Source organism: Enterobacter cloacae complex sp. P27C (assembly GCF_014895705.1).
GTDB lineage: Bacteria > Pseudomonadota > Gammaproteobacteria > Enterobacterales > Enterobacteriaceae > Enterobacter > Enterobacter bugandensis.
The window spans coordinates 359,148-381,901 of the sequence record NZ_JADBQB010000006.1 but is presented as its reverse complement, the minus strand read 5'-3'; the positions used below and the strand labels follow the sequence as shown (position 1 = coordinate 381,901).

At 49.3% G+C, this 22,754-nt stretch carries 26 protein-coding genes; 10 read left to right on the top strand and 16 right to left on the bottom strand.

Features of this window, described 5'->3' with window-relative positions; all coding sequences use genetic code 11:
• Positions 1-3: 3 nt before the first annotated feature.
• From gpM to IM291_RS15065, 3 genes are read right to left on the bottom strand one after another with little or no spacing between them, the layout of a single operon-like run.
• Positions 4-657 (bottom strand): phage terminase small subunit, encoded by a 654-nt coding sequence (gpM, locus tag IM291_RS15075; protein ID WP_192987200.1) that lies wholly within the window; start codon positions 655-657, stop codon positions 4-6.
• Positions 658-660: 3 nt separating this feature from the next.
• Positions 661-1,809 carry a phage major capsid protein, P2 family gene (locus IM291_RS15070; RefSeq protein ID WP_192987187.1) on the bottom strand — a complete coding sequence of 383 codons (1,149 nt, stop codon included), beginning with the start codon at positions 1,807-1,809 and terminating at the stop codon, positions 661-663.
• 15 nt (positions 1,810-1,824) lie between these two features.
• The gene (locus tag IM291_RS15065) at positions 1,825-2,652 is read right to left on the bottom strand and encodes a GPO family capsid scaffolding protein (RefSeq protein ID WP_192987185.1); all 828 of its coding nucleotides are present in this window, start codon (positions 2,650-2,652) and stop codon (positions 1,825-1,827) included.
• 149 nt (positions 2,653-2,801) lie between these two features.
• Between IM291_RS15065 and IM291_RS15060 the strand changes: the two genes are divergently transcribed.
• The 4 genes from IM291_RS15060 to IM291_RS15045 all read left to right on the top strand — a co-directional run bounded on the left by IM291_RS15060 (position 2,802) and on the right by IM291_RS15045 (position 7,887).
• Positions 2,802-4,565: a terminase ATPase subunit family protein gene (locus IM291_RS15060; RefSeq protein WP_192987184.1), complete on the top strand. Its 1,764-nt coding sequence runs from the start codon at positions 2,802-2,804 to the stop codon at positions 4,563-4,565.
• The gene (locus IM291_RS15055; protein WP_192987182.1) at positions 4,565-5,614 is read left to right on the top strand and encodes a phage portal protein; all 1,050 of its coding nucleotides are present in this window, start codon (positions 4,565-4,567) and stop codon (positions 5,612-5,614) included. Before IM291_RS15060 ends, IM291_RS15055 begins: the two co-directional genes overlap by 1 nt.
• A 448-nt stretch (positions 5,615-6,062) precedes the next feature.
• A complete protein-coding gene (locus IM291_RS15050) occupies positions 6,063-7,205 on the top strand; it encodes a DUF262 domain-containing protein (protein ID WP_047367109.1) in 1,143 nt (380 codons plus the stop codon).
• Between the two features lies 1 nt (position 7,206).
• The gene (locus IM291_RS15045; protein WP_047367108.1) at positions 7,207-7,887 is read left to right on the top strand and encodes an MAE_28990/MAE_18760 family HEPN-like nuclease; all 681 of its coding nucleotides are present in this window, start codon (positions 7,207-7,209) and stop codon (positions 7,885-7,887) included.
• A 29-nt stretch (positions 7,888-7,916) separates the two neighbouring features.
• On the opposite strand, the gene IM291_RS15040 is transcribed toward IM291_RS15045, so the two are convergent.
• The 10 genes from IM291_RS15040 to IM291_RS14995 all read right to left on the bottom strand — a co-directional run bounded on the left by IM291_RS15040 (position 7,917) and on the right by IM291_RS14995 (position 13,880).
• The gene (locus IM291_RS15040; protein ID WP_047367107.1) at positions 7,917-8,939 is read right to left on the bottom strand and encodes a DNA cytosine methyltransferase; all 1,023 of its coding nucleotides are present in this window, start codon (positions 8,937-8,939) and stop codon (positions 7,917-7,919) included.
• Between the two features lie 124 nt (positions 8,940-9,063).
• Positions 9,064-9,297, bottom strand: a complete 234-nt coding sequence (locus tag IM291_RS15035) for a DinI family protein (RefSeq protein WP_098939094.1) — start codon at positions 9,295-9,297, stop codon at positions 9,064-9,066.
• 9 nt (positions 9,298-9,306) lie between these two features.
• Entirely contained in the window at positions 9,307-9,495 is a 189-nt protein-coding gene (locus IM291_RS15030; RefSeq protein WP_098939092.1) for a hypothetical protein, read from the bottom strand.
• 155 nt (positions 9,496-9,650) lie between these two features.
• On the bottom strand, positions 9,651-12,041 hold the full coding sequence (locus IM291_RS15025; protein ID WP_192987180.1) for a replication endonuclease: 2,391 nt from the start codon (positions 12,039-12,041) through the stop codon (positions 9,651-9,653).
• Between the two features lie 19 nt (positions 12,042-12,060).
• A complete protein-coding gene (locus tag IM291_RS15020; protein WP_063249736.1) occupies positions 12,061-12,288 on the bottom strand; it encodes a TraR/DksA family transcriptional regulator in 228 nt (75 codons plus the stop codon).
• Complete coding sequence (locus IM291_RS15015; protein WP_029740052.1) at positions 12,288-12,515, bottom strand: DUF2732 family protein; 228 nt, start codon at positions 12,513-12,515, stop codon at positions 12,288-12,290. Before IM291_RS15015 ends, IM291_RS15020 begins: the two co-directional genes overlap by 1 nt.
• Positions 12,516-12,582: 67 nt before the next feature.
• The gene (locus IM291_RS15010; protein ID WP_192987178.1) at positions 12,583-12,924 is read right to left on the bottom strand and encodes a DUF5347 family protein; all 342 of its coding nucleotides are present in this window, start codon (positions 12,922-12,924) and stop codon (positions 12,583-12,585) included.
• Positions 12,888-13,088 (bottom strand): phage filamentation protein Fil family protein, encoded by a 201-nt coding sequence (locus IM291_RS15005; RefSeq protein WP_192987177.1) that lies wholly within the window; start codon positions 13,086-13,088, stop codon positions 12,888-12,890. Before IM291_RS15005 ends, IM291_RS15010 begins: the two co-directional genes overlap by 37 nt.
• A gap of 7 nt (positions 13,089-13,095) precedes the next feature.
• Positions 13,096-13,605: a phage regulatory CII family protein gene (locus tag IM291_RS15000; RefSeq protein WP_000460863.1), complete on the bottom strand. Its 510-nt coding sequence runs from the start codon at positions 13,603-13,605 to the stop codon at positions 13,096-13,098.
• A gap of 32 nt (positions 13,606-13,637) precedes the next feature.
• Entirely contained in the window at positions 13,638-13,880 is a 243-nt protein-coding gene (locus IM291_RS14995) for a Rha family transcriptional regulator (RefSeq protein WP_032636666.1), read from the bottom strand.
• A 119-nt stretch (positions 13,881-13,999) separates the two neighbouring features.
• On the opposite strand from IM291_RS14995, the gene IM291_RS14990 reads away from it, so the two are divergent.
• The 4 genes from IM291_RS14990 to thyX are packed head-to-tail and all read left to right on the top strand — an operon-like array spanning position 14,000 to position 17,243.
• Entirely contained in the window at positions 14,000-14,632 is a 633-nt protein-coding gene (locus IM291_RS14990) for a phage repressor protein CI (RefSeq protein ID WP_047726625.1), read from the top strand.
• 1 nt (position 14,633) lies between these two features.
• On the top strand, positions 14,634-15,653 hold the full coding sequence (locus IM291_RS14985; RefSeq protein WP_063249731.1) for a site-specific integrase: 1,020 nt from the start codon (positions 14,634-14,636) through the stop codon (positions 15,651-15,653).
• A gap of 22 nt (positions 15,654-15,675) precedes the next feature.
• A complete protein-coding gene (locus tag IM291_RS14980; RefSeq protein WP_063249729.1) occupies positions 15,676-16,470 on the top strand; it encodes a hypothetical protein in 795 nt (264 codons plus the stop codon).
• Positions 16,467-17,243 carry an FAD-dependent thymidylate synthase gene (gene thyX / locus IM291_RS14975; RefSeq protein WP_063249727.1) on the top strand — a complete coding sequence of 259 codons (777 nt, stop codon included), beginning with the start codon at positions 16,467-16,469 and terminating at the stop codon, positions 17,241-17,243. The genes IM291_RS14980 and thyX overlap by 4 nt, the downstream gene beginning before the upstream one ends.
• Before the next feature lie 341 nt (positions 17,244-17,584).
• Here thyX and IM291_RS14970 read toward each other — a convergent pair whose 3' ends face one another.
• The 3 genes from IM291_RS14970 to IM291_RS14960 all read right to left on the bottom strand — a co-directional run bounded on the left by IM291_RS14970 (position 17,585) and on the right by IM291_RS14960 (position 20,277).
• Positions 17,585-18,631: a bifunctional transcriptional activator/DNA repair enzyme AdaA gene (locus tag IM291_RS14970; protein WP_045631577.1), complete on the bottom strand. Its 1,047-nt coding sequence runs from the start codon at positions 18,629-18,631 to the stop codon at positions 17,585-17,587.
• Complete coding sequence (locus tag IM291_RS14965) at positions 18,615-19,391, bottom strand: isocitrate lyase/phosphoenolpyruvate mutase family protein (RefSeq protein ID WP_192987175.1); 777 nt, start codon at positions 19,389-19,391, stop codon at positions 18,615-18,617. The genes IM291_RS14970 and IM291_RS14965 overlap by 17 nt, the downstream gene beginning before the upstream one ends.
• A gap of 163 nt (positions 19,392-19,554) precedes the next feature.
• Positions 19,555-20,277: an SDR family oxidoreductase gene (locus IM291_RS14960; protein ID WP_048998577.1), complete on the bottom strand. Its 723-nt coding sequence runs from the start codon at positions 20,275-20,277 to the stop codon at positions 19,555-19,557.
• 98 nt (positions 20,278-20,375) lie between these two features.
• On the opposite strand from IM291_RS14960, the gene IM291_RS14955 reads away from it, so the two are divergent.
• Positions 20,376-21,278 carry a LysR family transcriptional regulator gene (locus tag IM291_RS14955; protein ID WP_192971721.1) on the top strand — a complete coding sequence of 301 codons (903 nt, stop codon included), beginning with the start codon at positions 20,376-20,378 and terminating at the stop codon, positions 21,276-21,278.
• Positions 21,279-21,694: 416 nt separating this feature from the next.
• Positions 21,695-22,051, top strand: a complete 357-nt coding sequence (locus IM291_RS14950; protein ID WP_028014145.1) for a hypothetical protein — start codon at positions 21,695-21,697, stop codon at positions 22,049-22,051.
• Positions 22,052-22,754 lie beyond the last annotated feature (703 nt).

Sequence of the window (22,754 nt, the reverse complement as noted above, 5' to 3'; positions counted from 1 at the left end):
TCGTTAAGCCGACATTGCCTGTCGCAATCGGCTTTCAAGCTTGTTGATTTCGGTTTTGACGCCAGAACTGTTATCCAGCTGCAGGGCACGCTTCAGATGGTTAAGTGCCGCCACTGCCTGATCGTTATCCCGAAGCGCGTAGCCCATCGCCTTATGAAGTCGGGCGCGGGACTGATCCGGCATATCCTGACCTTCAACGATATCGAGCACCTGGGTAAGAATGGCGGCACTGAATGATTCACCGGCAGAAAAAGCGCGCATTGCCGCGTCGGCAAACTCTTCCGCAACAGCGGTCCCGCAGGTCCGGTTGAATCGCTGCGGCAGGACCCAGCCGTGTTTAATGGCATGACGGGCAATGTCCAGCGCGCCGGTATAGTCTCCGGCATCAATGCGCCAGATCATGACGTACATCGCCACATCGTCCTGGCCTGACGCGTCAGCATCCAGTAAACCGGCAATCCATGAGGCATAAGCGGGAAGAAGCTCACGTTTGAGCTGAGCCTTGCGCTCATTTGACTGGACGGTTTTAAGGCGCCTGCGGTGTTCTGTCAGCTGTAACAGCATCTGGTTGTAGCCCGTCAGGCTGGCATTACTGCCGCCCTGCCGGGCGGCATCCTGTGCCTGTACATACTGAGTGTGAGCACGGAACGGATTCATTTATCACGCTCCGGCGCCAGCACCGCCAGCTGCCTGCGCATCAAGCGCGCCTTTCACCGCTGCCGTGACGATTTCCTGGATGATTTCAGTTGTCAGCGCTGGGCTGGCATTGCCACCTGCCTGCACGGGCAACAGTTCGATGTTCTCAACCAGGCAAACGCCGTCGTAATCTTCGACAACATACGCCTCGTTAACGGACTCGAAGTTCTCCACGCGGTCACGCTTCGGATTGTCGATGACCGAACGGCGGCGGGAGCCTGATTGCCAGTAAATAGACAGGTTATCCAGGCGGGTGATCAGCATGGCATTCGCCGGGAAGAACGGCGCACGAACGGCCGGGAGGTTGCCGATACGCTTCTGGCTGACGATAAGATCTGCCGCCAGCGTTTCGCTGTTTGGCTGGTCACGGTTGACGATCGGGAAATATTTATCCGCCAGTAACTGGCGCCCGACGATAACCACAAGCTCCGTATCTTCCTGATACCACGGCGCGATTTTCTCATTCACGGCGCCCATAACCAGCGCGTCCAGATTCAGGAAATCACCGCCTTTACCGACACGGATAGTCTGAGAAATAACCTCGCCTTCGGACACGATCTTATCCATCACCTGAACGGGTTTCTCCTGGCGGATTTTTTCCAGCCAGCCGATATTCACATCCTGCAGCAGTGGATAGGTCGCGCGGTCTGACGTTTTTTCACGCTTCACGCCGTTGAAGCCGATCATGATGCGGTCAAGAGCCTGGCGGGTAATGATGGCGTCACGGATGCGCGTCTGGAAGTCCTGGAATTTGGCCCATAAATCCAGCTTCGCATAGGGCAGCGCCGTATCAGAGTTAGTCTGGGTACACTTGTACCCTTCACCGTCGATGTAAGTCGGATCAACGGGTTCACGGTCTTTCTGGGTGGTATCAGTATTTCCGGCAATACTGGAACCAATACCCAGCCCCAGACGCTCGCCGGACTGCTCATCAACCGGGATAATGTTGATTTTCTGCAGGAACGAGGAAGACTCCTGGATTTTCGTTTCCAGCGTCTGCGCCACTGACGGCTCAGCCGTATATTTCGAGGCGATATCGCTCACAGATACGCCGTTGAGCTTGGCGAGCTGCGTCAGATAACCGTTAAATTTAAAGCGAGTCTCTTTTTTCATTGTGCTTTTGCTCCGTCAGCAATCGGTGGTTTGTTCTGCGCCGTTATTGCCGGTCGCATTAGGGCGGCGTTCGCTGCGGCTGTCCTGAGCGGAAAGCTGCTCACGCAGGGTGGAGAGTGCGCTGGTTGTCTCTTTAACAACCTTTTGCATATCGCTCAGCTTGTTGCTGAAATCGGTCTGATGGGTGCTGACCTGCTCCGCCAGCGTCTGATGCTCACGCGCGATGGTTTCAACAGCCTGATTCACATCAGCAAATCGGGCGTTATCATCGGCGCCTTTGCGGGACAGCAGCTCTTTCACGCGCGTAAACAGACTGGTTTTTTCCGGCACGTCCTCAAACTCGATCAGCGTTTCAACAGCAGCGGTAAACAGGTTGTCTTTGTCCAGCTTGCGGCGCGCCAGGGGGTTATGTTCTGCGCTGGCGCTGAACTGCAGCATTTCAGTGCCGAGGCTTGCCGGATCGTCAGTAATCGCCAGGCCAACCAGATAAGCGGAGCCGGTATCGGCAAAGCTGGTGTTAACTTCCATTGAGGTGAAAAGCTTCTGCCAGTTGCTGGTCATCGTGACCAGATCGTCAGTCGGGGCAATCCAGCCATACAGCGCCATTTTCCCGGATAATGCCCCTTCGGTGATTTCTTCCGCTTCCAGCTTTTCCACCATGCCAAAACGACGGAAAGGCCCATCAGGGGTGAAGCCCTTGATGTGTTCCATATTGATCAGCGCGGTGTATACCTGCGGGTTATAGCTCGCTGCCATCTGGGTGAGCCATTCACGCTCAATAACGCGCCCGTCAGTAGTGGCCCCTTCGACCCCAATACGAAAACGCTTAGATTTTTTTGCCATCGCTCCGGCTCCGGTTAGTTAGTTCGTAACACGTTCAGAGCCTTATGTTTGCGGTGATGGGCGCGTGTAAACAACGCGTTGGGCTTGTGCGAACTCCCACACAATGCGAAGCCGGGGAAAGTGCTGATTTGAGGCCGTATGTTTGTGCCATGACAACACTAACCCCCGCAGACCTCGATCCCCGTCGTCAGGCAATGCTGATGTACTTTCAGGGATACCGCGTAGCCCGCATTGCTGAAATGCTGGGCGAGAAAGTTGCAACCGTTCACAGCTGGAAAAAACGCGATAAGTGGGGCGAATATGGCCCACTGGATCAGATGCAGCTCACCACCGCCGCACGTTACTGCCAGCTCGTCATGAAGGAGCAGAAGGAAGGAAAGGATTTTAAAGAAATTGACCTTCTGGCGCGTCAGTCCGAACGACAGGCCAGAATCGGCAAATTTAACAATGGCGGGAATGAAGCAGACCTGAATCCGAACGTGGCGAACCGCAATAAAGGTCCGCGCAAGCCGCCGGAAAAAAACCTGTTTACCGACGAGCAGATCGAAAAGCTGGAAGAGATTTTCCGCGCCGGTATGTTCGAGTACCAGCGCCACTGGTGGGACGCTGGCATCAAGCACCGTATCCGCAACCTCTTAAAGTCACGCCAGATCGGTGCAACCTACTATTTCGCCCGTGAAGCGTTAATAGACGCGCTCACCACGGGGCGAAATCAAATCTTTCTGTCAGCGAGTAAAGCGCAGGCGCACGTTTTTAAACAGTACATCATCGACTTCGCAAAAGAGGTGGACGTTGAACTGAAAGGCGATCCGATGGTGCTGCCTAACGGCGCGTGTCTTTACTTCCTCGGTACAAATGCCCGTACCGCGCAGAGCTATCACGGCAATCTGTATCTTGATGAGTATTTCTGGATACCGAAATTCCAGGAGCTGCGCAAGGTGGCCTCCGGTATGGCGCTGCACAAAAAATGGCGTCAGACCTATTTCTCAACACCTTCCAGCCTGACGCACAGCGCCTACCCGTTCTGGTCTGGTGCCCTATTCAATAAAGGGCGCCCGAAAGCCGACAGGGTAGAATTTGACCTTTCTCACAGTAGCCTGGCGCACGGCGTTTTATGTCCTGACGGCCAGTACCGCCAGATAGTCACCATCGAAGATGCAGTAAACGGCGGGTGTAACCTTTTCGACCTGGACCAGCTGCGCCTGGAGTACAGCCCGGACGAATACAACAACCTGCTGATGTGTCTGTTTGTTGACGACCTGGCGTCCGTGTTCCCGCTGGCGTTGCTGCAGTCCTGCATGGTTGACAGCTGGGACGTGTGGGACGATTTCGAACCGCTTTTACTGCGGCCGTTTGCATACCACCCGGTCTGGATCGGCTATGACCCGGCAAAAGGAACGCAGAACGGTGACAGCGCCGGTTGCGTTGTCATTGCGCCTCCCGTCGTCCCCGGCGGTAAATTCCGTATCCTTGAGCGTCACCAGTGGCGCGGGATGGACTTTCGCGCCCAGGCCTCAGCGATTGAGGAAATCACCAGACGCTACAACGTGACCTACATCGGCATTGACTCGACCGGCGTTGGCGATGGCGTTTACAAAACGGTTAAGCAGTTCTTCCCTGCCGCGCGTGAGTTTGTCTACAACCCGACCGTTAAAAATGCCCTGGTGCTTAAAGCCTACGACATCATCAGCGGGCGCCGTCTGGAATTTGACGCGGGGATGCTGGATATCGCGCAGTCCTTTATGTCCATTCGCCGTTCAACCACCGCCAGCGGCAACCGGCCAACCTATGAAGCAGCCCGCACAGAAGAAGCCAGCCACGCGGATTTAGCCTGGGCAACCATGCACGCACTTTATAACGAACCACTGGCAGGAGCTTCCGCCAGTACCAGCAACATCGTGGAGATTTTTTAATGGCTAACCGCAAAAACCGCAGCAAGGCACCGCGCGGCCAGACCGCCACCGATACGGCCAACATGGTCAGTAATGCACATGCGGAGGAGTTTACGTTTGGCGATCCGATCCCCGTGATGGACCGCCGGGAGTTATTTGATTACCTGGAGTGCGTGCAGGTGGACCGCTGGTACGAACCACCGATCAGCATGGATGGCCTGGCGCGAACTTACCGCGCCGCCGTGCATCACTCCAGCGCTATTCAGGTAAAACGCAATATTCTTAGCAGTACCTTCATCCCTCACCGCTGGCTGTCTAAACAAGCCTTTTCCCGGTTCGCCCAGGACTTTCTGGTATTCGGTAATGCCTATCTGGAAAAACGCATGAACCGGTTAGGGCAGATCATGGAGCTGCGCGCCTCACTTGCCAAATATACCCGTCGTGGCATTGACCCGGACACCTACTGGTTTGCGCAGTATGGCTACAACTCACAGCCCTATCAGTTCGATGAGGGAAGCGTGTTTCACCTGATGGAACCCGACGTTAACCAGGAGCTTTACGGGATGCCGGAATACCTCTCCGCCATTCCCTCCGCCCTGCTGAATGAATCGGCCACGCTGTTTCGCCGTAAATATTACCTTAACGGTAGCCATGCAGGTTTCATCATGTACATGAGCGACCCCGCCGCCGATCAGAAAGACGTGGACAACATACGCGAAGCACTTAAAAAATCGAAAGGGCCAGGCAACTTCCGCAACCTGTTTATGTACAGCCCGAACGGCAAGAAAGACGGCATTCAGATCATCCCGCTGTCAGAAGTCGCAGCGAAAGATGAGTTTCTTAACATCAAGAATGTGAGCCGTGATGACATGCTGGCAGCTCACCGCGTGCCGCCGCAGCTGATGGGGATTATTCCCACGAATACCGGCGGGTTTGGCGATGTCGAAAAAGCGGCGCGCGTTTTCGTTCGCAACGAACTTACCCCCCTGCAGGGCCGTATCACAGAAGTTAACGAGTGGCTGGGTGATGAGGTGATACGCTTTGACCCCTACCTGACCGATGCAGACTGACGCTCAGCCGACCAACCTTTGATATCAACCGCCCTTCTCCGGGCGGTTTTTTTATTCCCTTACGCCCTGCCCCACCATCAGAGCGCCTCAGCGCCTCGCTGAGCACTCCTGTGCTTTTGCCACCTGGCAACGCAGCGCCTCACCACGACGCAGGCGCGCACGACCAGCTCCAAAAAATGACCATGCCTGCCCGACATTGAGGCGCAAAAACCACGACTAACCCCAAAACCGCGCGCTCGTAGCCCCGCCACGCCTGCCCGCTTTGCGTAGTGGTTTTCATGCACCTGCAGGACATAAGCAAAAGCCCGCCATAGCTGGCGGTCCTAAGCAAACGAGAGCATCAAACGATCATGCGATTTTGCACGATTTCATGCGGCTAATGATGTTTTTACACTTGATCCATTATGCTACCCTAAACCTAATCCCCACACTTGTTAAAGGACTGCAAATGGAACTCGTTGAACTAAAAGCTCTGCTAGAAAAAGAAGCTGACGCGAAGAGAAGAGCTGATTTACTCGCTCAGTTAGAAGTTTCTAAACAGAATGCAGAAGAACAAATACGCACTGAGCAAAAAGACGTAGATTTCGAGACGAAGGAGTTTACCGTCGAGTTACTGGTAAATAAGTATCACAGCGGTTTGGAAGATGATACTAACGAACTTTTTGTTCCTGACTACCAAAGGGACTTCGTCTGGAGCGAAAAAAGACAATCACGTTTAATTGAATCCTTAATTCTCGGATTTCCTATTCCGTACATTTTCACCGCTGATGTTCTTTCAGAAGACCCTGAACTGGATGGTAGGATCGAGATTGTAGATGGTTCGCAACGTGTCAGAACCATCCATGCTTTCATTCATAATGAGTTAACCTTACAAGATTTGAAATCTTTAGATTCTCTGAATGGTTTTACTTTCCAAGACTTGCCACTATCTAGACAGCGTCGCTTTATGCGCATACCTGTAAGGGTGATTGAATTAAGCTCAAAATGCAACGAGGAGACACGCCGAGACCTTTTTGAAAGAATTAACTCAGGTAGCGACATTCTTAAGGATATGGAAGTCAGAAAAGGCTCAGAACTTGGTTCAACTTCACTTTATACGCAGGTTATTAAGCCTTGCTCTGCCATTCCTCTATTTAAAGATTTAGCTCCATTATCTGAAGCAAAAGAAAAACGTGATGAACGTTTAGAATTCGCACTACGCTTTTTTGCATATTTAGAGAACTATGAGAACTTTGATCACTCAGTCCGTGATTTTCTCAATGATTACATGCGGGAAAATGGAGAGGTAGACTCTCACAAACAGGATTCTATGAAAGAAGAATTCACCAGAATGTTAAACTTCGTAAATGAGTACTTCCCCGCAGGTTTCAAAAAAACAGTTACTGCGAAGTCCACCCCCAGGGTCAGATATGAGTCCTTAGCAGTAGGTGTCGCATTAGCATTAAGAGAAGATTCTACACTCGTGCCTCAGAATCTTGACTGGTTAAGTTCTGACGAATTCAAAATATTAACAACCTCTGACGGTGCGAATAGCCGAGTAAAAGTAAAAGAGCGAATTGAGTATGTGCGTGATAAATTGTTAGAGGTTTAACATGGAAAGTTTTCGCGAGGACTTTGATATTAGGTCAGGAGAAATACTGGCCTATTTAGATCTTTTGAGGTTCATTGAGCATGCAGGTTCTGAATTGGTTTCAACAGAAGACCCTGAAAACAAATTCAATATTACTTCAGAATCTCGTAAAACTTTAAAGGGCGCGGTATACATTCTTTTATATAATTTAATTGAATCCACTATGAGGGAAGCGATTTGTTTTATTCATGATTCCTTGCATGATAAAAACGTTCAATTTGACAATCTCAAAAAAAACCTGCGCACTGAAATAGTTAAACGTTTAAAAAGCGATTCTGTAGGCGTGGAAAATTTCATAAATGGTCTTACGAAAGGTATATCCTGTGGAATTTCTTATGGTACTTTTAATAAGAAAAAATTATTTTCAGGGAATATAGATCGTGATGAAATAAAGGAAAAAGCCACAATCTACGGTTTTTCTACATCATCTGATTACATTCATACTAAGCATGGAGAAAAACTAAGCACAATTAAACAGCATCGTAACGATCTTGCGCATGGTAACGTTTCATTTTCCGAAATAGGCAAAAACGTATCGTATCAAGATTTAGAAAATGTTTCATTGGAAGTAATTGCATATCTTGACGCCATAGCAACCAATATTGAAGATTATATTCATTCCGATGGTTACTTAGCATCCTAATAAAAAAGCCTGCATCGCAGGCTTTAGTTTTAATTCAAATGATTTTTAATAGCTTGACCAATAACTCGCCCCAACTCGACAGGAACAGCGTTACCAATCATTTTACCAATATTTCTCATGTTGAATTTTGAGTTATCTTCAACAAATGAATAATTCATTGGAAATGTTTGCAATAATGCCGCTTCTCTTAAAGAGATCGCACGATTTTGTTCTGGATGACCAAACCGACCATTACCAAAACCATAACAAAGAGTTGTAATCGTTGGGCTTGGTTTATCCCAAGACATACGGCCGTATACACTCCCATAGCCCTTACCACTGGATTTAAGATGACAGGCAGCCACCAATTCCTCAGGCCAATCTTTCCAAGTTCCACCGGGAACTGAATGAATGATACGCTTCTTATTAATAGGGCTTAACTTGCTTGCACGATGTAAAAAATCATGTGGATCAGCCTCACCGGATTCTAATGGCGGTAAATCACGAATAACATCTGCGACAGTTTTACGAGGAATATTTTCAGATTTTACTAACTCAATTTTTCCAAGTTTAGATGCCAACAGCACATGTCGAGCACGATTCTGTGGAATGCCATATTCTACACAGTCAACCTTTGAAGCCCACACTTGATAGCCCAAGTCTATTAATGAATTATAAAAATCATCATAAACTTTATGTTTCGTTACATCAGGAACGTTCTCCATAGTTACAATTTCAGGAGAAACCTCGCGAATCAGGCGCTCAAACTCATATAATAGCGGCCATTTTTTATCTTCTGCTTTGTCCTTACCTTGAGTATATTTGGAAAAAGGCTGGCAAGGAGCACACCCAGCGAGAACTTTAACGGATGAATCACCATAAAGTTCAAGAAGCTGCTCTTTTGTGACCTTCGCTATGTCTTGCTCAATAAAGACTGAGTTATTGTTTTTTTCATAGGGAAATCGACATTCCCCCTCAAGGTCAATACCAGCAACTACATCAAGCCCGGCAAGTTGCAGGCCATGAGTCAACCCGCCCGCCCCACAAAAAAGGTCTATCACCTTAACAGTCATCATACGCTCCACATCTCAACTGCAGTCAGTATACAGCTCTTTGCATAGAATCTCGAGTCTTTAGACCAAAATTGATACGAAAAGCAAGCGGGCTGCTCTAAGCGAACTGGTCTAAAAAAATGTATCAATGCAGCCAACTGTCACTCTCCCAGACCTGCTGCAAAATCTCCATTACCCGCTTTTTATCTTCGTCCAGTTTTAAGCCGCTCAGCTCCAGGCCGTTAGCGCTTCCCTTACGTATGCGGATTGCCGTTTTTGGATAGAGAGGGCGCAAATTTCGGTAAAGCTCGGATTCAAGGGCTTCCAGTGTTGCCTGGCTTATCTTCTGCTCTTTATCGATCATTATTTCAATGCGCATAGATTCCCCCTAACTGGTAGCGTCCATTGTGCGGCTGTACTCATGACTACGTATTTTTGCCATCAACTCGTCAGTCAGCTCTGAAACCCACTGGATTGCCAGCCGCTTTTCTTCGTCGCTGCAATCGCTTGCCGCCACCAGTTTTAAGAAAAAATCAATGCGCTGAAGTTTCAATGACTCCAAAAGATAATCCTGCATTTTCCCTCCCTTAACGACCACTTACATAACATAACTGTATGTATATACACTGTTTATATATACAGTATAATACCGATTTCTAAATGTAAAACGCTTTTTTAGCCTTCAATAAGAAAGACCTGATATGAGTCAAAAAGAGAAAAAATTCCGACGTGTCAGTAATACTGACGCCATTTGTCATCCTCACGCAGCCGCCCGTTCTGGTAAAAAATGCGTAGCCCTCCCCCAGACGGAAGGCTGCCGCCGCGTAGGAGTAAAGTCACCTCATACTCACTACCATTGAAGCCTCTTGAATGCAGCTCATACTCCAGCTGCAGGCGCTGCTGCTCAGAAATATCCTGCTTGTAAGCCTTATTTCGCTTCGGTTTTACCAGCCTGAGCCGGGCAACCAACTCCCGCCGTTTCTTTTTTCCCATTCCATGCAGGTAATCCTGCAGCGCCTTTTCATCCATGGAAGAAATATCCGGTACTTCACCACCTGATTGGTTCAAATTTTCAACAGGGGGACAGTTATTGCCACGAGTCCAAGGGGCGCTAGCGCCCTGGTCGGCTGTCGCCTCCTGAAGGTCAACGGCTTTCCGAACCATTTTCCACTTCACTGCATGAGTGCAGATCCGGCCCTCAATGATCGGGGACCAGATGCCATAAATACGAACACCATGATCGCCGTAGGCGCTCGGCTCCTCGTTGAGCTCGTAGGCAGTCCTGACAAGGTGATGTTTACGGGGAACCAGGACGCCGCCCTGCTTCATGATGTAGGTGGCAAAACAGCCAGCATCAGCTGCGGCCAGCACAGCATCCAGACGCGGGTTTTCCAGTACCGGCGCGCCTGCCTTCTTGTCACCCTGCACCCTGGCAGCCTGTCCGGCCAAAAGGCGCAGCTCGCGGTACGCCTGGCGGCCAGGGATACCAAAGAAGCGGAATTGCTGGACACGGTGCAGCGAAGCCCAGGCGTTTACGTTCTCAGCGTTATCGCGCAATGATCTGCCCGTTTCTTTACTGATTTCCTGGGCCAGCCCGCGCCCGTCGATGTTTTTACTGATGTATTTGGCGATATAGCTGGTCGGCGTGCCCTTGCGCGGGTTGATAAGCTCAGACTTGAAGCGCGGCCCGGTATTGGTGCCCAGCTCCTCCCGATCCTCACGAATGGCGAATTTACGCAGCAGCGCGGTGATGGATTTGCGGTCTTTTTTGCGCATGAAGCACAGCAGGTGCCAGTGCACGGTGCCGTCATGGTGTGGTTCAGCAACGCGGACGCCATACCAGCGCAGCCCGGCTTTGTGCATCGCCTTACGGAAGGCGGCGAACATATTCACCAGGTAATCACTGCTCTGCCGGACCGTGGCACTGGTCCATTTCGGGTTTGGCCTGCCATTGTTAAGCGTGGCGTGAAAGCGTGACGGGCAGGTGATGGTATAGAACACGGCGCATTCGCCACGCATTTCCGCGATCAGCTCCAGCCCCTTAACGCAGGCCATCATTTCGTTGCGCCGGTGCGCCGGATTGCTGCTGCTGGCGTTTACCACTTCTTCCATATCCAGCGTGTCACCTTCGGCGTTAACCAGCTCATGCGAGCGGAAAAACTCCAGAGATTTGCGGCGCTGTTCGCGTTTGTGGATCACGGCCTCATAGCTGACATACGGGGAGGCCTTTTTGTTAACCAGGCAGACGGCGCGCAGCTGTTCTTCCCGCCATTCACAGCGCATCTGCCACAGCTTGCGATACCACCAGTCCGCGCAAAGCATACGGGCAAGCGAGCCCGGGATAAGCTCGTATGGGACCGGCTTACGACGATGCTTTTTGCGGCGCAGCTGCTCGAAAGCAGGCGGGATAACATCAAGGCGCATGGCCTCAGCGGCCACCCTTTCCCATGATCGGCGTATCTCTTCCGGCGTAACGTCTTCATCCGTAAACAGCTCTCCGCAGGCAGCCCCCAGACACATGCTCATGTGTGCCGCCACCAGGGTAGATAACCGCTTGACCTGCTCCTGGTTCATTTCTGGCAGGACCAGCAGGCCCTCCAGCCCGTCGTGGCTCGCCATAAAACGGAATGACGCAGAAACCTGGCTGGTACGCACGCGCTCAAGGCGTTCAAGGCACGGCCTGATTGTTTCACGCAGATAGAGGGAATATGCCTTCGGCTTGCCCAGGCCCTCGAAATATTTAATCCGTTCAAGCAGCGGCTTACTGATATGCGCCGGTTGGGCGCTCACGTCAGCAACGATGACCAGATCGGGATTAAATTGCTGCTGTTCGCGGGCCATTTTGGCGCGGCTTATCAGCTGGTCCTGCTCCATTTCCCGCTGAACAGGATCACGGGATTCATTGTAGAAATAGCGTTCCCAGACCTCATTACTCAGGGCCTCGCGGCGCAGCTGCTCCTGCTCGTTATCCGCAGCATAGAGAGTGATCAGGTTTGAAAGCGCAGAAACCGGCGCAACTTCCACCGGGTCCATGTAGGGGTTTAGTGCTTTTTTCGGGCCGTTCCATGGGAAAGCCCCAGCGGCCACGGTCGGGCCGCCTTTGTTTTTTATTAATTCAGACATCAGTGACTGGCTCCGAAGCTCACACCGCGCCTCGGGTGTAATGCTTCCCTTTCAGCTCAACGATTTCCTGACATGTTACGCAGCACTGCACGCCCGGAAGGGCACGGCGGCGCGCTGGAGGGATCGGTGCATCGCACTCGATGCAAAGCACACGGGAAATGCCCGGCGCCCTGTTGCGCGCGGTATGAATGTGGCGCTGCAGCTGTTCTTCAACGCGCTGCTGTACGAGGTCCATAGAGTCAGCCATTAGTGCAGCTCCTGTGATTCGTTTTCGTAGCGGGTTGCTTCGCGGCGCAGCAGTTCAGCCGCTTCAATACCGTTTAACCCTTTGTTGGTTATATGGGTTGCCAGCGCCTCAAGACGGATTGAAACTGCGAGTGCGCGTCCTTTGCGCTCCTCACGTTTGGCAATATCAATCACCGCCATAAGCTGGTCGGTTTCTGGTACAAACATTTTTGGTAATTCGTTCTGCATTGTTCTTTCTCCTGAATTTGGGCAAAAGAATGCCCGGCGGGTTTACGCCATTAATTTCTGTTGTGGGTTAATTCGGCATGGTTAGCCGTTTGGGAAATAAGCTCACCACTGCACGAAAATGATTCATTGCTTTAACCAGTTCCCGCTTTTCGTCAGTAGTCAGATCACTAATATTGACGCCGTGACGTTCTGCCGGAATTTTTGCCATAAAGAATATGGCTGCCAGTGCGCGTTCATTTTGCTTATGGTTTATATCGCGGCGGTCGCGCATATCTTTAATAAACCTTTCAAGCTCTGGCTCGATATTCAGACCAAACACATTTACCCTTAATTCCGCTATTCGGTTCAGCCCTTCCATACGTTGACCCGGGCTTAATGGAACAGTCGCCGCAGCGCCTTCAATAGCCATGGTTTCCCCCGTTTGGTAGTGGTCAGCCCTGCCAGCAGTTCAGCTTGAGAGCGGGACGGGTGCCAGCGCTTGCCATCTTTCCCAATAATCCAGCCATGGCCGCAGTGCATACCCTGGCTTTGTTTAACTAAAAGCGATGCGAATGACGGTTCTTTAGTCAGCATAATCACCTCAGATGATGCCGAACGAAGCGCCAAGGCCCGTTACGGTGTCCACCGCACTTGCCATCGCGGGGTTGGCCTGCAGGCGGGCCTGCATGGAAACGGCAGCCAGTGCCATCAGGCGAGTCACTGAGTTAATGCTGCTGATCACATCTCGGCGTCCGGCAGTGGTTTTCACATCGCCAGTAACAGCACCGGCAGCAACGCGCCCTATCTCAGCGGTGGCGCTCATGACGTAGTGCGGCAGCTTCTCTTTTGCCACTTCGTTCATCGGTACGCATGGCAGGCAGTGAATCTGTGCCAGGAAGCCGTCAACCAGGGTGGAGTCCTCAGTGAGATCGGTAAGCAGCCAGATTTCAGGCGGTGTGAGCTGATGCGGCTGGTCCGGGTTCAGCTTGTTGCGCAGCGTCTGGACATTCATTCCCGCGCGTTCTGCCAGCTTCGCCATGTTGTGACGCAGTGCGAAAGCCCGGCAGGCCTCTTCAAAGTGTGGATGTTTGGAAATCTTATAATCAAACATGTGAGCCTCTTAGAAAGTTCTCATAATTGAACTTACTGACCAACAACAACGCGGAAGTTGGAATGACCAAGGGACTCACGAACCTGATCGGTTTTGTACATCAGGTACCGCAGGCTTACACGACCCTTATTTTTTTCTTTCTTAACCATGTATTTAGCAAGCTGACCATGGTGAATTTTTTGATAAACAGAGCCGCGGGAAATGCCTTCCCATTCGGCGAATTCCGCAGGCGTAGCCATCTCTTTTGGTACACGAATTGAAATATCTGTGCTCATAGTGCAGTATCTCTCAGTTAAGGTTTGGTTTATGTCGTTTTATCTTGTTTTATGTGATTCAATATTTGAACAAACGAGATACTACGATCCAATATTTGATACGTCAATAGGATTAAAAAATGATACAGGTGAAGGCTGGCGAGAATACAGGAGGTAGAGAGGCTATCCATAGGTTGATGGCTGCCTATGATTTCAAGTCCAGACAGCAGCTATGCGATCACCTAGGCGCATCTAAAAGCACCATGGCAAACAGATACTTAAGAGACAGCTTCCCTGCAGAATGGGTGATTCAATGCGCCCTTGAAACAGGAGTTTCTTTACTCTGGCTAACTACAGGACAAGGCGAACCAGGAACAAAAATTGATGATAAAAAAAGTATCAATTTCGTGAACTCCAGCAAGGTAAAACCTCTTTCTGAGCTTGTATCGCCAGAGATCGACAAAGCTAGCCTTATAGGAGGTTCGTTGGTTGAAGCCGGGAAGGCCATCATTGATAGCAGCCTACTTCCCCCTGACTCAAGCGAGCTGCTTCTTGTAAATACTAATGGCGATTCATATTTAGTTGACCGTAACCAGACACCACCAGTGAATGGGATGTGGTTGGTCGATATCGACGGGATAAAAAGCATTGTTAAGCTAACTCGTCTTCCGGGAAACAGATTAGTTGTGCATCAAGATGATTCTTCGTTTGAGTGCAGCCTGGATGATATCGAGGTTGTTGGCCGCGCATTGAAAATCATCAAGAGCCTTTGATATGACCATCAGAAAACAGCCGAACGGAAAATGGTTGTGCGAGTGTTACCCTAACGGGCGTGACGGCAAGCGTGTCCGCAAGCAATTTGCGACAAAGGGCGAGGCTGTAGCATTTGAAAACTTCACCATGGATGAAGTGAACAAAAAGCCGTGGCTGGGAGAAAAGGAAGATCGGCGGCGTTTGTCTGAACTGATTGAGCAATGGCACTCCCTTTACGGCCAGACGCTCGCAGACCCTAAGCGCCTAATGGCTAAACTGAATATTATCTGCAATGGGCTGGGCGATCCCGTCGCTTCCGAACTGACAGCCGGTGACTTTACAAAATATCGTGAAGCACGTTTAAAAGGTGAAGTGCGGAATGAAGATGGCGCGCTTATGTCACCAGTTAAGCCCCGAACGGTAAACCTTGAGCAACGCAACCTGTCATCAGTCTTTGGTACGCTGAAAAAACTAGGCCACTGGTCAGCCCCCAACCCGCTCGCCGGGCTGCCAACTTTTAAAATAGCAGAAGGTGAACTGGCGTTTCTGGCCCTAGAAGAAATCAAACGTCTGCTTGATGCGTGCGCTGACTCTCAAAGTTCCAGCCTGCTGATGATTGCAAAAATCTGCCTGGCAACCGGGGCACGCTGGAGTGAAGCTGAAAACCTGCAGGGACACCAGTTAACTAAATACCGGATTACCTATACCAAGACAAAAGGTAAAAGAAACCGAACTGTCCCCATATCTCAGGAACTGTATAACGAACTTCCCCAAAACAGAGGGAAGTTATTTACTCCATGCAGGAAAGCTTTTGAACGTGCTGTAAAGCGAGCCGGTATTCATTTGCCAGAGGGCCAATGCACCCACGTCCTGCGTCACACATTCGCCAGCCACTTTATGATGAATGGCGGAAATATCCTTGTCCTACGCGATATCTTGGGCCATGCCGATATAAAAATGACCATGATTTACGCGCATTTCGCACCAGAGCATTTGGAGGATGCAGTTACAAAAAACCCATTATCCAACCTGAAATTATGACTAAATAGAAAAAGGAAATATAATGCTTTCAGAACATGATTTAAATATAGAGATACAAAATGGAAGGGTATTCGATCCAGCTTCTGTAGCAAAAAATGCCTACAAAGTTCAATCCTCAAGCATTGATCTTTCGGTCAAAAAAATCCATATACCTGACTGTAAAAACAATAATAAAACCAGAAAAAGTCACCTTCTTCAACCGGGTGAAACTGTAATTCTTGAGTTAAACGAAAATTTTAAACTTGCCAATGACTTAGGTGGTATTGTTTTCCCAAGAAATACCCTTTCTAAGAACGGGATTGTGATGACGAATCCTGGGCATATTGACCCTGGTTATAAAGGTATAATATCAGTTTATTTAGTCAATATGTCTAAAGAACCTTTCCAAATAAGTGAAAATTCTGCAGTAGCAAAAATGCTTCTCTTCAAAACAACTACATTGACTGCGGGGTATCAAGGTAAAATAGTTACAAAATTAGATGATGAGCAGTTGGATAGAATGGGTAAGGACTTTGCAGGATTAGAGTCGAGAATCCCTTCAGAAATTACAAAAATACTTAGAAAGTGGACATTCGGCTTGCTCACAATTGTTGCAGTCATGATTTCAGTGATAAGTATCGCCATCCCTCTTCTTTTTCAAACAATTTCTAATAGCTTCGATAAAACAAAAGACTTACAAGTGATCATTTCGCAACAGGAAAAAGAAATTAATAACCTAAAAACTTTAACATCAAGGTTTAACGATCAAATTTCACGATTACCGGGAGCAAATGATACAATTCATAAAGACCAAAATCAGCAAGGGAATAATAAATGATAAAAATATCTGAATTATCAATTAATTGCCTATCCCATCCATCATTCGAAGATGGGGTGTTTGATGATTTTTTAGCTAAACAAGGTATGCAATGGGTACGCAGAGGACAAGGGAGTAACTCTGAGCATCTTGTTGAAGCGGCCGGTAGACTTTGCTACATGTCGTTTGGAGAGAGTAAACAATCTCCTAGGGACACAAACCAATATATATTTAATTTGATATCCCAAGGGCATGAAAGTGTATTAGAACATCTTAATTGGACATTTTTAATATCAGGTGTTTCGAGAGCATTTACTCATCAGTTAGTTAGGCACAGAGTAGGATTTTCATATAGTCAATTATCACAGCAATATCATGATGAGTCTGAGGCAGAATTCGTTGTTCCGATTGAAGTAAAAAATGATGCAGCTTTATTTCAGTCATGGTGTGAACATATTGAAAGTAGTCTAGAATTTTATAAAAGATCGCTAAAGGCCATAGAAGAAAGCGAACTGTATGATAGTCGAAAAGAGAAAATGCGTGCTCTTAGAAGTGCATCACGCTCAATTTTACCGAATGCAACAGAGACTAAAATAATCGTTACCGCTAATGCTCGGGCACTACGTCATTTCTTTGAAATGCGAGGTGCAATAGAAGGAGATTACGAAATGAGAACTGTATCTGAAAAATTATATAACATTGTTAATAATGACGCTCCAGCACTATTCCAAGATTTTGAAAAAATCGCTGGCGAAACCGATCAAGTAAAAATAATGAAGAAACATAAACTCTGATACTACTATCACGACAGTGACGAGAAAAGATCTCCAACAGAATGGCGGCAAGATGGCGACAGAAAACTAAAAACGCATAAAATGAGATTATACCAAGTAAAAACAACCTGCTGATTTTATTAACAAATCATTGTTTTTCCTATAGTAAAAATGGTATGTAGAAATTTCGGACGCGGGTTCAACTCCCGCCAGCTCCACCAAAATTCTCCATCGGTGATTACCAGAGTCATCCGATGAAGTCCTAAGAGCCCGCACGGCGCAAGCCCTGCGGGCTTTTTTGTGTCTGCATTTTATCCCGCGAAGTTCGTAAAATATTCCGGCAACAATGGAACATTACGCCATCAAACATTGTTTCGCTCATGCTCAATGAGCCATTCTTTGCGCGAAATACCACCGCCGTAACCCGTCATCTTTCCATCTTTGCCAATTATTCTGTGACAAGGGATCACAATCGCAATCCGGTTTGCACCATTAGCTGCAGCGACGGCGCGCACAGCATTGGGCTTATTCATCCCTAGCGAAATGGCCTGATAGTGCGAGGTCTGTCCATAAGGAACTGCACGCAACTCATGCCAGACGGATTGCTGAAAATCGCTGCCCGGGGCATCCACAGAGAGCTCAAACTGTCGTCGAGTTCCGGCAAAATACTCGCTGATTTCTTTTACTGTCTGCCGGGTATGGCTGTTTTCTCCGGTGACAATTCTGGCGTTAAATAAACGCTGGATATCGCGGAATTCCGTTTCTAACATCCGGCGATCGGTAAACTCCAGCAGACACACTCCCCGCTCAGTCGCGCAGACAAACATAGGCCCAAGCGTAGTGGTAAACCGATGAATGACAATCACCTCGGTTGCCTGAGTCGGCGCTGCGCCAGTAAGCCGCTTGTAGATGTAACCAAACCCGCTCAGGGATTCATAGCCATTGTCCAGCGCAACGTCAGTAGCCGCTCGTCCGCTTTTAAGCTCCTGCAAGGCAACGTTCACCCGCTGCATTCGCTGGAAAGCCTGGAAAGTGATGCCGTGATGTTGCAGGAACCAGCGTCTTACCCGCTCCGGACTGATTCCGTGCTGGCGAAGCTGCGCGTCAGCCACACGGGATTTAATATCGCGCCTGACAAGCGCAAGCGCCTGTTCAACAAATAATGGCGCGCTGTGCGCATTTTCAGCGGGTCTGCAGACCTTACAGGGACGGAAGCCGTCCGCCAGGGCAGATTTGGCATCTTTATAAAATTCAACATTTTCGCGCCTGGGCTTTCGCGCCCGGCATACCGAAATGCAGAATACGCCAGTAGTTTTGACGCCAACAAAAAATACGCCGGTATATTCTGAATCTCGTTCGAGTAATGCCTGATACCAGATATCACACAAATTCTTATCGGTTATTTTCATCGCTAAAAAGTCCTGCAAACGCCTGACGAGCTCGAATCGCATGCATTACATCACTCAGCGTTGACTGCATGGCTGAATGAACAAAATTGCCCATTGAAATGCGGTTTACCCCGGCCAGCTTCAGCCTGTCGAACGACGGAAGATCGGGCATACACATGACGTTCAGAGGCAGACCCGTTGCCTCTGCAATGAGGCTGATGTCTTTCTCTGACGTCAGACAGGGAACAAAAAGGCCATCAGCACCTGCAGCTTTATAGCTCTGACCCCGTAATATCGTCTCCTGCAATGCGTCTTCATGCCCGAGCAGGTAAGTGTCAGTCCGAATGTTCAGAAACAGGCTACAGTTTTCGCTTCTCAGCGCATTGCATACTGTTCTCAGATTACGGGAAAAATCAGAGATATCGTCAAGCTGACGCTTACCATTAATGACTCTGCTGTCTTCAAGGTTAACGCCTGCTACGCCTGTCTGAGCAAGGCGCCTGAGATTAGCGACTATCTCTTTGGCTGAATCACCATATCCTGCTTCCATGTCAACGCTCAATGGCAGGCTGCTGACAGCCCGGATACGGGTGACCACATAAAATAACGCATCAAACGGCATTCCCTGCCCGTCTTCATATCCCAGCATGGACGCTATTGCTGCACTGGACGTTCCCAGTGCCTGATAGCCTGCTTCTTGCGCTGCGACAGCACTGGCGGCGTCCCAAACGTTAGCGATAAGCAGGGGCTGCTCCTGGTTGTGGAGTTCTGCAAAATTCATATTCATTTCCTCTCAATAGATTGAAAATGAATCTAAGCATTCAGTATGAACGTCACAACCGAAATTCAGACGACCATTTTTTAGCAAGCGTAGTCTGGATTCGCAGACCAGTCAGATCTGTTGTAAACCAGCTGCGCTAACCTGCATTTTTTCATCCGCAACGTTAGTTCGCAGATGCCGTCGGTCTGATCGTAATTTCTGTTGTATCGACACTCTCAGGCGCCTCGATGATGTGGCGCACAGCGCGGGCGATATCAGCAGGTTTGAGGGCAATAGCACGGTACGCGTCCATCGCCGCCATGGTTTCCGGGTGCGTAATGGTCGAGGCCAGTTCGCTTTCCACTACCCCAGGGTTAACGCAGGTCACGCGGATGTTCGAACTTTCCTGACGTAAACCATCCGAAATCGCCCGTACGGCGAATTTGGTGGCACAGTAGACGGCAGCCGTGGGCACCACGGACAAGGCACCAATCGAGCCGATATTAATGATTTGTCCCGACCCCTGGGCTTCCATAATCGGCAGAACGGCGCCTATCCCCCACAGCACGCCCTTGACATTCACGTCAATGGTGCGCTCCCACTCATCCTGCTTGCCTGCCGAAAGCGGAGAAAGAGGCATGATGCCCGCGTTGTTAATCAGCACGTCAATGCGGCCCCACTTTTCACGCGCTGCCTGTACGAAGTCAGCCATCGACTGGCGGCTGGTAACGTCTAAGACTGCGGCCTCTGCTTCCCCCCCTGCACTGCGGATTTCAGCAGCCAGGGCGTTGATGCGATCCAGCCTGCGAGCGCCCAGGAAAACGTTCGCGCCTGCCTTGCCTAACTCTCTGGCAATACCTTCTCCGATACCGCTTGATGCACCGGTAATTAAGATAACTTTGTTCATGTTTTGCTCCTTACGTTGAGTTCAACGTGATAATAGATACTCACCATTGTTTCTTGTATCCTGCATTTACTGGACTCACTGGTTAGCAATTTTAAACAATGAAAATCGATCTCAATCTGTTACCCGTTTTTCTGGCGGTCGCCGAGGAGCGCAGCTTTAGCGCTGCCGCCGCGCGGCTGGGCATAACCCGCTCCGCTGTCAGCCAGGGGATTAGGCGGCTTGAAGATGGTTTTCAAACCCTGCTGGTGATGCGCACCACGCGCTCGGTAAGCCTCACTGAAGCAGGTGAACGGCTGCGTAAATCGTTGCAGGCCCCTATCGCCAATATTGAAGCGGCATTTGAAGACGTCGCGTCGGACAGCACACCGCGCGGCCAGCTCAGAATCGCGGTCACCTCAATCGCGGAAGCGTTTCTCTCTGGCCCGCTGCTCGCTTCGTTTGCGGCTGCGCATCCTGCGGTATCGCTTGATATCTTCGTGTCGGACGAGGAGTTCGATATCGTGGCGGCGGGCTATGACGCCGGGGTAAGGCTGGGTGAAGTTATTGAAAAAGACATGATCGCCGTTCCCCTTACGGGTCAGCAGCGTGAGAGGGTGGTGGCTTCACCGTCCTATCTGGCGACTCACGGCGTACCTGAGCACCCCCGCGAGCTGGTGGCTCACCGGTGTATCGGCTGGCGCCCAGCCCCGGACGTTGCCCCCTATCGCTGGGAATTTGAGGAGGCGGGCGTTCCTTTCGATGTGGCGATTGAACCGCAGATCACCACAAACGATCTGCGCCTTATGCTCAGCCTGGCACTGGCCGGCGGCGGCATAACCTTAGCCACGGAGGATACATTCACTCCGTATATTGAAACGGGGCAGCTTGTTGCCCTGCTGGATACGTTTCTTCCGTCTTTTCCAGGCTTTTATCTCTATTTCCCCCAGCGTCACAATATGGCGCCTAAGCTAAGAGCCCTGATCGAGCACGTCCGCCAGTGGCGACAGCCAGCGGCAACGTAAAGCGTACAACGCTAACAAGGCCAGTAACTTTCATGCAGATTTTCCTTACCCTGCCGCTGCCCTTTGATAAACATCAACGACACCGCCCTCCTCCCATGGAAAAGTAAAAACGGACACAATTCACTCAGGGGATATGTCGTGCCGGGGATGGCTTAACGATGTATCTCGTACGCTGGACAAGACATCACACAAGGATGGAGCCTTAAAATGTACAGACCCATGGTCGTTATTTTCTTTATTCTGCTGACCCTTGCAGCCCTCATAGAAATAGGTTTTTTATCCTTCGGGTGATCCTCAAGCAAGGAGGCGCTTACCTGGGTACTTTGATCTCATTACAGTTTTTTCCTAAAGCCACCCCGCTTCGTCTGTGCCATGCTGAATCACGCTCATAACCGATAACGTTAAATGAGGATATTATGAAAAAAACAATTATCGCATTATCTGCCGTTCTGCTGGCTTCCCCAGTATTTGCTGCGACCACACATGCAACTGACGATACCGTCGCTGCGGCGAACGCAAACGCCAACGAAGCGAAGCAAAAACTGCACGAAGAGCAGAACAAAGGCGAAGAGCTGAAGCTGAAACAGCAGCATGCTGCGGAAGGTAAAAGCGAAAGCTTTGGCAGCAAAGTCAGCGAAGATTCCCAGAAAGCCTGGCATAAAACCAAAGAAGGCACCGAGAAGGGGTGGGATGCCACTAAAGAAGGCGCAGAGAAAGGCTGGAACAAAACCAAAGAAGGTGCCAGCGAGCTGGAAAAGAAAGTCACTGAATAACCGACATACTCACCTCAGGGCCGCGTTAGCGGCCTTTTTTATTGCTTCGAATAAAAGCGATACGTCGTGTATATCTGCCCCTTTTTGTTCGCCGCCTTATGACGACAGATAGGATTGATGCAAATGTCCGGATGCCCATCCCTGCGGTCATTTTTTTTCGCCCTCAGTATCAGGTTAATGAATGACCGTATTGAAAATACAGCAGGTTATTATATTTCCTGCTCGCAGTAGCATAATTCCAACACCGCATAAGAATATATTTTAAATCCCTATTAATATAATATAATATAATATATCCTACATCAAGAATGTTATCCTAACTTAAACCATGATTAAGCAGCTTTAAATAATAACATTTTTAATTGCATTCTAAAACGCCACTACCAATTATTAAATCACATCTAAAACATAAATAAAAAGCATACTGCGATCAGAAAAAAACCAACAAAAACAATCTAATAATAAAATAAATACATAAACCTCATCAATAAATTAATGGCCTCTTTACGACCTACCTCTTTATTTACGAAAGCTTAATTTGCACATTCACCGTTTTCTGGCTATATCATTTTTATATTCTCAAAACCAAATCCTCTATTAATTACAGGGTTTTATAAGGCACAAAATACGCATAACAAACATTCTGTCTCGTAAGTAATTACATTCGCTCTGATGTTGCCACTCTGAATCCTGGCGGGCATCG